Source organism: Simplicispira metamorpha, assembly GCF_004341365.1.
In the GTDB taxonomy this organism is placed as follows: Bacteria; Pseudomonadota; Gammaproteobacteria; order Burkholderiales; family Burkholderiaceae_C; genus Simplicispira; species Simplicispira metamorpha.
Genome location: NZ_SLXH01000009.1, coordinates 11,423 through 24,834 on the forward strand (window position 1 = coordinate 11,423; position 13,412 = coordinate 24,834).

The following is a 13,412-nucleotide window of genomic DNA, read 5'->3' on the forward strand; positions in this document are numbered from 1 at the left end:
GAACCTGATGGCCCAGACCGTTGCAGACGTGATGAAGATGGTGAAGGAAAACGAAATCAAGTTCGTGGACTTCCGTTTTACCGATACCCTTGGCAAACAGCACCACACCACGGTGCCGGTGTCGCATTTCGATGAAGACAAATTCTCGTCGGGCCATGCGTTTGACGGTTCGTCGATCGCTGGCTGGAAGGGCATCGAAGCGTCGGACATGCAGCTCATCCCCGACCCGAACTCTGCCAACATCGATCCCTTCTTTGAAGAGCCTACGCTGGTCTTGACCTGCGACGTGATTGAGCCCAGCGACGGCAAGGCCTATGACCGCGACCCACGTTCCATCGCCAAGCGTGCCGAGGCTTACCTCAAGGCATCCGGCCTGGGCGATACGGCTTTCTTCGGCCCTGAGCCCGAATTCTTCATCTTCGACGGCGTGCGCTGGACCAATGAACCCGGCCACGTGAGCTATGAAATCGAAGAGTACGAAGCCCCCTGGAATACGGGCAGCAAACTCGAAGGCGGCAACCGCGGTCACCGTCCCACCACCAAAGGCGGCTACTTTCCGGTGCCCCCAGTGGACAGCACGCACGACATGCGTGCCGAGATGGCCCTGATCCTCGAATCCCTGGGCATCCCGGTCGAAGTGTTCCACCACGAAGTGGCCGGCGCTGGTCAGAATGAAATCGGCACACGTTTCAGCACCCTGGTGGAGCGTGCCGACTGGACCATGTTGCAAAAGTACGTGATCCACAACGTGGCCAATGCCTACGGCAAGACCGCCACCTTCATGCCCAAGCCCTACGCAGGCGACAACGGCTCGGGCATGCACGTGCACCAGTCGGTCTGGAAGGACGGCAAAAACCTGTTCGCCGGTGACGGCTATGCCGGCTTGTCGGATTACGCCCTGTACTACATCGGCGGCATCATCAAGCATGCGCGTGCCCTGAACGCCATCACCAACCCTGGAACCAACAGCTACAAGCGCCTCGTGCCGCACTTCGAAGCCCCGGTGAAGCTGGCCTACTCGGCCAAGAACCGCTCGGCCTCGATCCGTATCCCCTACGTGTCCAACCCCAAGGGCCGCCGCGTCGAAGCGCGCTTCCCCGATCCACTGATGAACCCCTACCTGGGCTTTGCTGCCTTGCTGATGGCGGGTCTGGATGGCGTGGAAAACAAGATCCACCCCGGCGAAGCCGCCACCAAAGACCTCTACCACCTGCCGCCCGAGGAAGACAAGCTGGTGCCCACCGTGTGCCACAGCCTGGACCAAGCCCTCGAAGCACTGGACAAGGACCGCGCGTTCCTGACCAAGGGTGGTGTGTTCTCCGACAACATGATCGACGCCTACATTGAGCTGAAGATGTCTGAAGTGACGCGTTTCCGCATGGCCGTTCACCCGGTTGAATACGACATGTATTACTCCATCTGATGCGTGGGCCCGGCAGGGCCCTGCACAGTGTTCAAGGCGGTGCTTGCACCGCCTTTTTTCATGCAGACCCGAGGTGTCGGCATGCGCTGGGAACCTGCGGTGTGTGGTGGTGTCCCATGCAGCATTTCGGCGGTAAGGTGCCGTCCAAAAATTGGTGCTGCATGGTGTTTGGGCGATACTCTGGCGCAACCCCTGCATGTGCCATGCGAGGAAAACGTATGACAAAAACTCTCACTACCCTGCTGTCCACCATCCTGTGCAGTGTCTTTGTGGCACCTATGGCTTGGTCGCAAGACCGTATTTACCGCTGTGGCAATGAGTACACCAACAACGCCAGCCAAGCCCGCGAGCGCGGCTGCAAACTCGTTGAAGGCGGCAATGTGACTGTGCTGCAAGGCAGCGCGCCTCGTGCACCAGCTCCAGCGTCTGCGCCTGCACAGGCCAGCAACCGCCCCGCCGGATCAGCAACGCCCCCAGCCGCATCGCGCATGAACGACAGTGACCAGCGCGCCCGCGATGCCGATGCGCGCGCCATCTTGGAGTCCGAGTTGCGCAAGGCAGAGAGCCGCCTGGCCGAGTTGAACAAGGAATACAACAACGGCGCGCCTGAACGCAATGCGCTCGATTTGCGCAATCCCCAGCGCTACATGGAGCGCACCGCAGAACTCAAAGCCAGCATCGCCCGTGCAGAAGGCGACATCGCTGGCATTCAGCGCGAACTGGGCCGCCACGGCGCGGCCAACAGCGGCAAATAATCCACGTGACCCCAGATACTGCATCGCACACGGCCAGCCGCTTTCAGGCGCTGGATTTGTTGTCATTGTTGGTGGCCGTATTGCAAAGCGATGGTGCGGTGCAATTTGCCAACGCTGCGCTGGAGAACGTGCTGGGCCTGTCGCGGCGCACTCTCGAAGGCGTGGGTTTTGCCCAGTTCTTTACCGATCCGGCGCTGCTGCACACCGCACTGCAAGGCGCCCGCAGCCGGGATTTTGCGGCCCTGCGCTTTGAAGGCAGTCTCAAGCGCTTGCACCAGGATCCCGTGCTGGTGCATGTGAGTGTGACCGCCGCAGAGTTGTCAGGGCAGATGCTGGTGGAGATGTGGCCCTTGGAGCAGCAGGCGCGCCAAGACCGTGAAGAGCGGCTGCGTGAACAGGCGCAGGCGCACAAAGAGCTGATCCGCAATCTGGCACACGAAATCAAAAATCCGCTGGGTGGTATTCGCGGCGCCGCACAGTTGCTGGAAATGGATTTGCAAAGCCCTGACCTGGTCGAATACACCCAGGTCATCATCCATGAGGCCGATCGCCTGCAAAGCCTGGTGGACCGGCTGCTGGCGCCGCACCGCCATCCCCATCTGGTGGGTGACGTGAACATCCACGAGGTCTGTGAGCGCGTGCGCTCGCTGATTCTGGTGGAGTACCCCCAGGGCTTGTCGATTGCGCAGGATTACGACATCTCCATTCCCGAATTTCGCGGCGATCGCGCCCAGCTGATCCAGGCATTGCTCAACGTGGTGCAAAACGCCGCCCAGGCCCTGGCGCCCCGCATCGCCCAGGGCGATGCCCGCATCACCTTGCGTACCCGCGTGGCCCGGCAGGTCACGGTGGGGCGTGAGCGCTACAAGCTGGCATTGGAATTGCATGTCATCGACAACGGGCCGGGCGTGCCTGATGCCATTCGGGAGCGGATTTTTTACCCATTGGTGTCGGGGCGCGACGGCGGATCGGGTCTGGGGTTGACGCTGGCACAAACTTTTGTCCAGCGCCACCATGGAATGATTGAGTGCGACAGCGTGCCAGGGCGCACCGACTTCCGCATCCTGATTCCTTTGCCCTGAGGACCCACACACCACCACCAGCGAGAACACAGCACATGAAGCCGATCTGGATAGTAGATGACGACCCCTCGATCCGCTTTGTGCTGGAAAAAGCGCTGGCGCGGGAACACCTGCCCACGCGCAGCTTTACCAACCCGCGCGAAGTGCTGGACGCACTGACCGAATTGGGCGCTGGAACCAGTGACCAACCCGCGCCGCAGGTGCTGGTCAGTGACATCCGCATGCCCGGTGGTACCGGCCTGCAACTGCTGGAAAAAGTGCATGCGCTACAGCCGGGCCTGCCCGTCATCATCATGACGGCGTACTCTGACCTCGATAGCGCGGTGTCGGCTTTTCAGCGCGGTGCTTTTGAGTACCTGCCCAAACCCTTTGACCTGCCCAAGGCCGTGGAACTGATCCACCGTGCAGTCCAGGAAAGCCAGCGCGAGGACGTGGCCCAAGACAGTCCCGCGGCCACCGCCGAAATGCTCGGTCAGGCCAGTGCCATGCAGGACGTGTTCCGTGCCATTGGCCGCCTGAGCCAAAGCCAGGTCACGGTGTTGATCACGGGCGAGTCAGGCTCGGGCAAAGAGCTGGTGGCGCGCGCGCTGCACAAGCATTCGCCTTGCGCGGGGGGGCCGTTTGTGGCCATCAACACCGCGGCCATTCCCAAAGACCTGCTCGAATCCGAGCTGTTTGGCCATGAGCGTGGTGCTTTTACGGGCGCGCAGACCCAGCGCCGGGGCCGCTTTGAGCAGGCCGAGGGCGGCACCTTGTTCCTCGATGAAATCGGCGACATGCCCTTTGACCTGCAAACGCGCTTGCTGCGGGTGCTCTCGGATGGCCATTTTTACCGCGTGGGTGGCCACAGCGCCGTCAAAGCCCATGTGCGCGTGATTGCCGCCACCCACCAAGACCTGGAGCGCCGCGTGCAAGACGGCGCCTTTCGCGAAGACCTGTTCCACCGCCTCAACGTCATCCGCTTGCGCCTGCCTGCGCTGCGCGAGCGGCCCGAAGACGTGCCCATGCTCACGCGCCACTTTTTGCAGCAAAGCGCCCGCCAGCTCGGTGTGGAGCCCAAGCGCATTGCCGATGCGGCGCTGGCACGGCTGGCGCAGTTTGGTTTTCCGGGCAACGTGCGCCAGTTGGAGAACATCTGCCACTGGCTCACGGTGATGGCCCCGGCGCAGGTGATTTCAGTGCAGGATTTGCCGCCCGAAGTGCTGGCCGTTCCTGCGCCTTGCGCCCCGCAGGCTTTGCCGGGCAGCGCCCCGGCTGCGCCCGAGCCGCCGCCCGCCGATGCCGCCGTGCCGCCCGATGCCGCTGTTGTCCCTGTCCGCGCACCGCTGCGCAGCACCACGCTGGATGCCGTGCTCAGTCCCCAGAGAGAAGGCGCAGCGCCTGCCGACACCTGGGAAGACGCGCTCGCAGCCCAGGCACAGACCCTGCTGGGCACTGGCCAGGAGGCCGTGTGGGATACGCTCACGCGCCGTTTCGAATCGCGCCTGATCCGCACCGCTTTGGCGGCCACCCACGGGCGGCGCATGGAGGCCGCACAGCGCCTGGGCATAGGGCGCAACACCATTACGCGCAAAATACAGGAGTTGGGGCTGGACGTTCAGGATGATGATAAAAACAGCCTCTAGCGCTTACCGGTTAAGCGCAAGCAGCTATCATTTTGAATGACTTCCACACCTTCGATCCGTTTCATGTGCCGCGCCATCCTGACCACACTGGGGTGCGCCGGGCTGGTGCTCATAGCCGGATGCACCAGCGCCGGCAAGGCGTTTGCGCCGCAGGAAAGCTTTGGCTCCGTCGCCACCTACTCGCGCCTCTTTGACGCCACGCCCCACCAGACCTGCGAAGCCGCACGGCGTGCCCTGCTCAGCCAGGGTTACATCGTCAACACCACCACGGCCGAGCTGATCGAGGGCAAGAAAAACTTCCAGCCCGATGCCGAGTCCCACCTGCAAATGATGATTCGCGTGGTGTGCGTGCCTGAAAGCGGCGACGGCAAGGTCAGCCTGGGCTTTGTCACCGCCCTGCAAGACCGCTACACCCTGAAGAAAACCAACAACTCCGCCAGCCTGGGCGTGGGCGGGGTGGGGTCGGTATCGCTGCCGTTCATGTCGGGCGGCGAGTCGCTGGTGAAGGTGGGCAGCGAGACCATTGCCTCCGACCAGTTCTACGAAAGCTTCTTTGATCTGGTCAAGCGCTATCTGCTAGCGCTGGAGTAGCGGCGCGATGCCAGCCAAAAAGCCATCCAGCGAATTTCGGATTCTGGCCCTCAGTGGCGGTGGCTATCTGGGCCTGTACACTGCCGTGGTGCTGGCTGAACTGGAGCAGCGCGTGGGCGAGCCACTGGGGCGGCGTTTTGACCTGATCGCCGGTACTTCGGTGGGCGGCTTGCTGGCGATGGCGTTGGCGTTTGAAGTGCCCATGGCCCGCATCGTGGAGCTGTTTGTGCAGCGAGGGCAGGAGGTTTTTTCATCGCGGCGCCTGCCTGGCAGTGCGGTGAGCCGCCTTTTCGACATGACCCGCTCGGTGCTGGGCCCCAAATACAGTGGCGAGGCCCTGCGCCGCGAGCTGACGCAGCACTTCGGTGACAAAACCCTGGGCGATGCACTGCACGCGGTGGTGGTGCCAGCGGTGGACGTGCGGCGCAGCGTGACCAAGATTTTCAAGACGCCGCATGCGCAGGCATCGCTGGGTGATGGGGGGCTGAGCGCGGTGGACGTGACCTTGGCCACCTGCGCGGCGCCGGCGTATTTTCCGTGCGTGGCCGTGGGCGACCGGCTGTATGCCGATGGTGGCCTGTTTGCCGTGGCGCCCGACCAGGTGGCGTTGCACGAGGCCGAGCTTTTCATGGGGGCCAAGCCCGCCCGGGTGCGCATGCTCTCGGTGGGCACCGCCACCATGGGCTACCAGCCCGCCAGCCAGGTCGAGGCCGACGCGGGCGCCGTGGGCTGGCTGACCGACGGGCGCCTGATCCTCACCATGATTGCCGTGCAGCAGCAGCATGTGCAGGCCGTCATGGAAGACCGCCTGCAAGAGCGCTACCTGCGCCTGGACGCCCCCTGGCCTGCCCGGGCCGGGTTGGGCATAGACATTGCCACGCCAGAGGCGGCACACACCTTGTCGGCCCTGGGGCGCCAGACCCTGGTGCAGACCGATGCCCAGTGGTTGCTGGATTTTCTGTAGCGCTGGCAATCGGGTGCGGCGCACCTTTACTTTTGCTGGTGCTTGCAACACCATGGTGCCTGCACATTTCATTTGCACGGAGGTTGAATCCCATGAGCACCATTACCTTGAACCAGGACGCCGCCAGCCGTTACACCAGCGCTGCTGTCAACGCTGGTGCCCAAGAGCGTGCTGCGGTGGCAGCGGCCAACCGGCGCAGCAACGAGCAGGCGGCTGCATCTGCACCCGCCCCCAGCACACGCAATGAAACCACCGTCACCTTCAGCCCGCGCGCCTTGGAACTGGCCGCCAATGCCGAGCGTGAGGATGCCCGCCGCACCGCCGAGCAGGCGCAGACGCGCCAGAACAGCGAGCAAATGGCCAGCCAGCGTGCCGCCGAATTGAATGCCCAGGCCCGCGCCGCCAGCGAGCGGGGCAGCAGCTGACGCCTTGCCTGTCTAAAATACAGGTAAAAAGTGGCTATAGCCCTTGCTGGGTAAGCGCTAGCAGCTATCAAATTGAAAGCAAAATGGCCGGCCAATGCGGGCCATAGAGCGGTAGTTGAACCGCTGCCATTGCTCAGGTAGGCAGAAACAGGGCTGGATCAACCATCGCGCGGTTGAGCATCACGCCCCAGTGCAGGTGCGGCCCGGTGGCGCGGCCCGTAGCGCCCACTGCACCCAGGCGCTGGCCGGTGTGCAGGGCATCGCCTACCTGCACATCGATGGCGCTGAGGTGGCAGACCATGCTCAGCAGCCCGCCACCGTGGTCCAGCCACACCGTCTGGCCGTTGAAGAAATAGTCGCCCGTGTCGATCACCCGCCCCGGCAGCGGCGCCACCACCGGCGTGCCCGTGGCTGCGGCAATGTCCATGCCGCTGTGCGGATTGCGCGCCTGCCCGTTGAACACCCGCCGCAGCCCGAACGAGCTGGAGCGCCGCCCCGGCGTGGGCACTCGCATGCGCAACTGCTGTGGCAGCGGCTCCGAGAAAGTGGCCATCACCACCGCCTGGTGGTCGCGCTCGCGTTCATAGCGGGCTTGGTTCTCGGGGGATAAATCGACGGTGCGCGGTGCCACCTGCAAGCGCTGCTCCTGGTAGCGTTTGGGTGCTACGGTGTAAGTCAGCTGCTGCGGTGCCTGGGTGCCGTGCTGCACGGTGATGTGCGCCTGGCCTGGCGCTGCAGCCAGGGCAATGCCGACCAGCGCCGTCCATTCGATGGCGTCGCCCAGCACCAGCAGTGGCACATCACCTGCGCGGGCTTGTGGCCGCACAGCGCCTGGGCCCAGCGACAACCGCACCACACCGCCTGGCACGGGCAGGGCGTGGGGCCACGGGTCGGAGTCGGGCGCGGGCAGATTGGCCGCGGCCAGGTGCTGTGTGGGCAACGCCAGCAAGCCCAGGGTGCCGAGCAGGGCGGTGCGCCGTTGCAGCGGCGCCGAGTCAGCAAAAAGTGCAGTCGTCATCAAGGTACGGGCGGTGAATGTGGTGGGGGCTGTGGCAGTGGCGATGGCTATCAGGGCATGGCCAGCGCCGCTTCGGCACGCAGGCTGATGTTCAGCACGGCATCGTCGCGCAACGGGCCGTGCCAGACCATCAGGCCCACCGGCAACTCGCCCGCTTGGTGGCAAGGCAGCGACAGCCCGCAGCCATCGAGAAAATTGATGGGGCTGGTATTGCGCAGCAACAGGCTGTTGGCCTGGGCAAAAGCGGTATCGCGCGCGGCGTCTTGCGCCGGGTCTTGTCCGTCGGCGGGCGCCACGCTGGCGATGGTGGGCGCCACGATGGGAACGGTGGGCGAGAGCAGGGCGTCAAACCCGTCGATGGCGGCCTGCATGCGCTCGCTCCAGCGCTGGCGTGCGTCCAGCAGATCAATGTAGTCGGCTGCGCTCATGGCGGCGCCCCGCTCAATCCGGCTGCGCACGCGCGGGTCGTAGCGGTGGCCATGCTGTGCCAGCAAGTGCCGGTGCCAAGCGTAGCTTTCGGCGGCGGAAAAGCCACCGGTAGCGTTGATTTGCAAGGCCTCCGCTACCTCAGGCAGAGTGATTTCTTCGATGTGCGCGCCTGCGCTACGCAGCGTTTGCAGCGTGCGCGCAAAAGCCTGGGCCACGGTGGCGTCCATGCCCTCCAGAAACAGGGTTTGCGGCACGGCCAGACGCCAGGCCGACAGAGGCGCCGGGCTGCGGGTGACACGTCGCGCGGCCAGAATCTCATGCGCCACGATGGCGTCGGACACTGAACGTGTCAGCGCACCTACGGTATCGAGCGTGCGCGACAGCGGCACCACGCCCGAGGCCGGCACCAGCCGCGCTGTGCTTTTAAAGCCCACAATGCCATTGAGCGCGGCAGGAATACGGATAGAGCCGCCGGTGTCGGAGCCCAGGCCGATGAAGGCAGCGCCCGTGGCCACCGATACGCCCGCGCCGGAGGACGAGCCGCCGGGTACGCGCGCTGGGCCGGGCAGGGTGCCAAAGCGTGCATCCCAGGCGACAGGTGTGCTGAAGTGCGGATTGGTACCGACACCAGAAAACGCGAACTCCACCATATGGGTGCGCCCCAGAATGCTGGCGCCCGCCGCGCGCAGCCGGGCTACGGCGGCGCAATCGTGGGCAGCGGCGGGGGCGTCTGCCAGCACCACAGAGCCCGCTGCCGTGGGTTGACCACGTACATCGAACAGGTCTTTGATAGACACCGCCAGTCCGGCCAGTGGCAGGTGCTGTGCGCCGGGCTGGCTGGCGCGCTGGCGGGCTGTAGCAAAGTCTGTGCGGGTGAAAGCGTGGGCGCAGGCATCAGACTGGGCTGCCGCGATGCAGCGCTCAATTTCGTCGGTAGCGCTGGTGCGGCCTGCCTGGATCAGGCGGCGCGTGGTGCCGAGGTCTTGGGTCATGGTGTGCTAGAATCTCGCGGTTTTGCCGACCAGTGAGCAGTTTGCCTTGCGAACTGTGGTCGTAGTGGCAAGATAAATCGCAAACCAGCCCTATCAAGGTGTTGTCTTCCGAATCAGGAGGGCAAATGACGGGCTGAATTTTAGACCCAACCTTTGGAAAATATTATGTCCGTTACCATGCGCGAAATGCTGGAAGCCGGTGTCCACTTTGGTCACCAAACCCGCTTCTGGAACCCCAAGATGGCTCCGTTCATCTTCGGTCACCGCAACAAAATCCACATTATCAACCTGGAAAAATCGCTGCCGATGCTCCAGGATGCAGCCAAGTTTGCCAAGCAACTGGCTGCCAACGGCGGCACCATCCTGATGGTGGGTACCAAGCGCCAAGCCCGTGACACCATCGCCGCTGAAGCTGCCCGCGCTGGCGTGCCTTATGTCAACCAGCGCTGGTTGGGCGGCATGCTGACCAACTTCAAGACTGTCAAGACTTCGATCAAGCGTCTCAAGGATATGAAGGCGCAGCAAGAAGCTGGCTTGGAGTCTCTGAGCAAGAAAGAGCAACTCATGTTCACCCGTGAGATCGAGAAGCTCGAAAAAGACATCGGCGGTATCCAAGATATGGCTGCGCTGCCTGATGCCATTTTTGTGATCGATGTGGGCTTCCACAAGATCGCCATCGCTGAAGCACGTAAGCTGGGCATTCCGCTGGTGGGTGTGGTTGATACCAACCACTCTCCTGAAGGCATCGGTTACGTCATTCCCGGTAACGATGATTCGGCCAAGGCCGTTGATCTCTACGCCCGTGTCATCGCTGACGCCATCATCGAAGGTCGCGCCAACGCGATCGACGAAGTGGCCCGTGCAGTGGTGGCCAACGAAGGTACAGACGAATTTGTGGAAGTGCAAGAAACTGCTGCCTGAGCAGTCCTTGCTGCGCGTTTGTCGCGGTAAAAAGCGGGGCTCTTTTGGCCCCCTTTTTTTATCTTGAATCGATTGAACTGAATACGGAGAAAACAAATGGCTGCAATTACCGCAAGCATGGTGGCTGAACTGCGCGCTAAGACCGATGCTCCTATGATGGAGTGCAAGAAGGCCTTGACCGAAGCCGAAGGCAACATGGACAAGGCAGAAGAACTGCTGCGCGTCAAACTGGGCAGCAAGGCGGGCAAGGCCGCTTCGCGCGTGACAGCTGAAGGTGTGGTGGCCAGCGCCATCAACGGCACTACCGGCGCGCTGGTGGAAGTCAACTGCGAAACCGATTTCGTTACCAAGAACGATAGCTTCATCGCTTTGGTGCAGGCGGCTGCGAAGCTGGTAGCTGCGAACAATCCTGCGGATGTGGCTGCCCTGGGTGCTTTGCCCTACGAACAAGACGGTTTTGGCCCTACGCTGGAAGACGTGCGCAAGGGCCTGATCGGCAAGATCGGCGAGAACATGTCGTTCCGCCGCTTCAAGTATTTTGCTGGCACCAACAAGCTGGCGAGCTACCTGCACGGCACGCGCATTGGCGTCGTGGTCGAGTTTGACGGCGATGAAGCCGCTGCCAAAGATGTGGCCATGCACATTGCTGCCATGAAGCCCGTGGCGCTGACCAGCGCTGACGTGCCCGCTGAACTGATCGAAAAAGAGCGTTCGGTGGCAGCTGCCAAGGCCGAAGAAGACAAGAAGGCTGCTGAGGCAGCTGGCAAGCCTGTGCAATCGGACGAAATCGTTGCCAAGCGCATTGAAGGCGGCGTGCAAAAGTACCTGAAGGAAGTGTCGCTGTTCAACCAGCCTTTCGTGAAGAACGACAAGCAAACCGTTGAGCAAATGCTCAAGGCCGCTGGTACCACCGTCAAGGGCTTCACGCTCTACGTTGTGGGCGAAGGCATTGAGAAGAAGGTTGATGACTTCGCTGCTGAAGTGGCTGCCCAAGTGGCTGCTGCCAAGGCTGCTGCCTGATCATTGACGCCTACTGCCACCATTTACTGCATTTGATTTACGGAGAATCCCCCATGTCCATCGCTACACCAGCCTACAAGCGTATTTTGCTCAAGCTGTCTGGTGAGGCGTTGATGGGGGACGATGCTTTTGGTATCAACCGCACCACGATTGAGCGTATGGTGCAAGAAGTTGCTGAAGTCACCCGTATGGGTGTCGAAGTGGCGGTGGTAATTGGTGGTGGCAATATTTTTCGTGGTGTGGCCGGTGGTGCGGTCGGTATGGATCGCGCTACTGCCGACTACATGGGCATGTTGGCCACGGTCATGAACGCATTGGCGCTGGCCGATGCCATGAACAAGCAAGGTTTGACCGCACGTGTGATGTCGGCCATTTCGATTGATCAAGTGGTCGAGCCCTATGTGCGTCCTAAAGCATTGCAATACCTTGAAGAAGGCAAGGTAGTGGTTTTTGCTGCGGGTACGGGTAATCCGTTTTTCACTACCGACACCGCAGCCGCCTTGCGTGGTGCTGAAATTGGTGCTGAGCTGGTGCTCAAGGCCACCAAAGTGGATGGTGTGTACTCCGCAGATCCGCACAAAGACCCGACTGCCACGCGCTATACCAAGTTGACTTTTGATGAGGCCATGGTGCGCAATCTGGGCATCATGGATGCGACAGCATTTGCCCTGTGTCGCGACCAGAAACTGCCCGTGAAGGTGTTTTCCATCATCAAGCCAGGCGCACTCAAGCGTGTGGTCATGGGCGAAGATGAAGGCACGCTGGTTTACGCTTGACAGGCTGCATGACTGCGGCGCCTTGCGCGGCGCAGCCACCAGCTTTTCACCCGAGGAAAAAACATGACTGCCGATATCAAGAAAAACACAGAAGCCAAGATGGATCAGTCCATTGTGGCCTTCAAGAACAATCTGCTGAAAATTCGCACGGGCCGTGCTAGTCCGGCACTGCTCGATACTGTGCATGTGGATTACTACGGCTCCATGGTGCCACTGAGCCAGGTGGCCAACGTCTCGCTCATTGATGCGCGCACCGTCAGCGTGCAGCCCTGGGAAAAGAACATGGGCGCCAAGATCGAAAAAGCCATCCGTGAAAGCGATTTGGGTCTCAATCCCGCTTCCATGGGTGATCTGATCCGCGTTCCCATGCCTCCCATGAGCGAAGAGCGCCGCAAGGAAATGACCAAGCTGGCGCGCAACGAAGGCGAGTCGGCCAAGGTGGCTGTGCGCAACCTGCGCCGCGATGCCAACGAAGGCGTCAAAAAGCTGGTCAAAGACAAGCTGGCATCCGAAGACGACCAAAAGCGCTCCGAAGCCGAAATCCAGAAGATTACCGACCGGCATATTGCCGAGATCGATGCGCTGGTGGCGGCCAAAGAGCAAGAAATCATGGCGGTGTGAGGTCGGGCGCATTTTCTGTGTCCACCGCTCTAGCCCCCTTGCTCCAGGCACCACGCCACATCGCCATCGTCATGGATGGCAATGGCCGCTGGGCGCAGCGGCGCTTTCTGCCCCGTTTGGCTGGACACAAGCAGGGTGTCAATGCGCTGCGCCGTTGTACGCAGGCCTGCGCCCAGCGCGGTGTGGCTGTATTGACGGTGTTCGCTTTTTCGTCCGAGAACTGGAATCGCCCGGTCGATGAAGTCAGTGGCCTGCTGGAACTGCTGGCTTTGGCCCTGTCGCGCGAAGTGCCGCAACTGCGCAAGGATGGCGTATGTGTGCGCTTTGTGGGCGATCGGGCTGCATTGTCTGCCAAGGTGCGCAGCGGTCTGGAACAGGCCGAAGCAGCCACCGCGCACAACACCCGTCTGGTGCTCAACGTGTGTTTCAACTACGGTGGGCGCTGGGACATTGCCCAGGCGGCTGCCGCACTGGCCGCGCGCGGTGAGTCCATCACGGAAGCCAGCCTGAATGCTGCCATGTCCTTGTCTGCCGTACCTGATCCGGATTTGTTGATCCGCACGGGTGGTGAGATGCGGCTGAGCAATTTTCTGCTATGGCAGGCTGCGTATTCCGAACTTTTTTTCAGCGACAAGTTGTGGCCCGATTTTGACGAAGCGGCACTGGACGAGGCGATTGCCGACTACAGCTCACGCCAGCGGCGCTTCGGGAAAACTTCAGAGCAAATCCTGGCAGCGCCTTCTCAGCCGCTGCACGCTTGAAAGGGCGCC

Annotated in this window: 14 protein-coding genes; 12 read left to right on the top strand and 2 right to left on the bottom strand. The window is 62.0% G+C overall.

The genetic code is table 11. The features are described 5' to 3' along the window. Positions 1-7: 7 nt before the first annotated feature. The 7 genes from glnA (at position 8) to EV674_RS06365 (ending at position 6,865) form a co-directional block, all read left to right on the top strand. The gene (glnA, locus tag EV674_RS06335; protein WP_119012824.1) at positions 8-1,423 is read left to right on the top strand and encodes a type I glutamate--ammonia ligase; all 1,416 of its coding nucleotides are present in this window, start codon (positions 8-10) and stop codon (positions 1,421-1,423) included. A gap of 218 nt (positions 1,424-1,641) precedes the next feature. Further along, positions 1,642-2,178, top strand: a complete 537-nt coding sequence (locus EV674_RS06340; RefSeq protein ID WP_193552680.1) for a hypothetical protein — start codon at positions 1,642-1,644, stop codon at positions 2,176-2,178. Beyond that, positions 2,178-3,260, top strand: a complete 1,083-nt coding sequence (glnL, locus tag EV674_RS06345) for a nitrogen regulation protein NR(II) (protein WP_374761675.1) — start codon at positions 2,178-2,180, stop codon at positions 3,258-3,260. The genes EV674_RS06340 and glnL overlap by 1 nt, the downstream gene beginning before the upstream one ends. Before the next feature lie 35 nt (positions 3,261-3,295). Further along, complete coding sequence (gene ntrC, locus EV674_RS06350; protein WP_119012822.1) at positions 3,296-4,885, top strand: nitrogen regulation protein NR(I); 1,590 nt, start codon at positions 3,296-3,298, stop codon at positions 4,883-4,885. Positions 4,886-4,921: 36 nt separating this feature from the next. Further along, complete coding sequence (locus tag EV674_RS06355; protein WP_374761673.1) at positions 4,922-5,476, top strand: DUF2242 domain-containing protein; 555 nt, start codon at positions 4,922-4,924, stop codon at positions 5,474-5,476. 7 nt (positions 5,477-5,483) lie between these two features. Then, entirely contained in the window at positions 5,484-6,440 is a 957-nt protein-coding gene (locus tag EV674_RS06360) for a CBASS cGAMP-activated phospholipase (RefSeq protein WP_119012820.1), read from the top strand. 92 nt (positions 6,441-6,532) lie between these two features. Continuing rightward, the gene (locus EV674_RS06365) at positions 6,533-6,865 is read left to right on the top strand and encodes a hypothetical protein (protein WP_119012819.1); all 333 of its coding nucleotides are present in this window, start codon (positions 6,533-6,535) and stop codon (positions 6,863-6,865) included. Positions 6,866-6,998: 133 nt separating this feature from the next. Here the strand turns inward: EV674_RS06365 and EV674_RS06370 are convergent, their stop codons facing one another. Next, entirely contained in the window at positions 6,999-7,883 is an 885-nt protein-coding gene (locus EV674_RS06370) for a M23 family metallopeptidase (RefSeq protein WP_119012818.1), read from the bottom strand. A 50-nt stretch (positions 7,884-7,933) separates the two neighbouring features. Next, positions 7,934-9,304, bottom strand: coding sequence for an amidase (locus EV674_RS06375; protein WP_119012817.1), 1,371 nt, complete (start codon positions 9,302-9,304; stop codon positions 7,934-7,936). Between the two features lie 165 nt (positions 9,305-9,469). Here EV674_RS06375 and rpsB point away from each other — a divergent pair, with 165 nt between their 5' ends. The 5 genes from rpsB to uppS all read left to right on the top strand — a co-directional run bounded on the left by rpsB (position 9,470) and on the right by uppS (position 13,403). Continuing rightward, positions 9,470-10,225: a 30S ribosomal protein S2 gene (gene rpsB, locus EV674_RS06380; RefSeq protein WP_119012816.1), complete on the top strand. Its 756-nt coding sequence runs from the start codon at positions 9,470-9,472 to the stop codon at positions 10,223-10,225. A 96-nt stretch (positions 10,226-10,321) separates the two neighbouring features. Continuing rightward, positions 10,322-11,245 (top strand): translation elongation factor Ts, encoded by a 924-nt coding sequence (tsf, locus tag EV674_RS06385; RefSeq protein WP_119012815.1) that lies wholly within the window; start codon positions 10,322-10,324, stop codon positions 11,243-11,245. 53 nt (positions 11,246-11,298) lie between these two features. Then, complete coding sequence (pyrH, locus tag EV674_RS06390) at positions 11,299-12,021, top strand: UMP kinase (protein ID WP_119012814.1); 723 nt, start codon at positions 11,299-11,301, stop codon at positions 12,019-12,021. 63 nt (positions 12,022-12,084) lie between these two features. After that, positions 12,085-12,642, top strand: coding sequence for a ribosome recycling factor (gene frr / locus EV674_RS06395; protein ID WP_119012813.1), 558 nt, complete (start codon positions 12,085-12,087; stop codon positions 12,640-12,642). 17 nt (positions 12,643-12,659) lie between these two features. After that, positions 12,660-13,403, top strand: a complete 744-nt coding sequence (gene uppS, locus EV674_RS06400; protein ID WP_119012812.1) for a polyprenyl diphosphate synthase — start codon at positions 12,660-12,662, stop codon at positions 13,401-13,403. Positions 13,404-13,412: the final 9 nt, after the last annotated feature.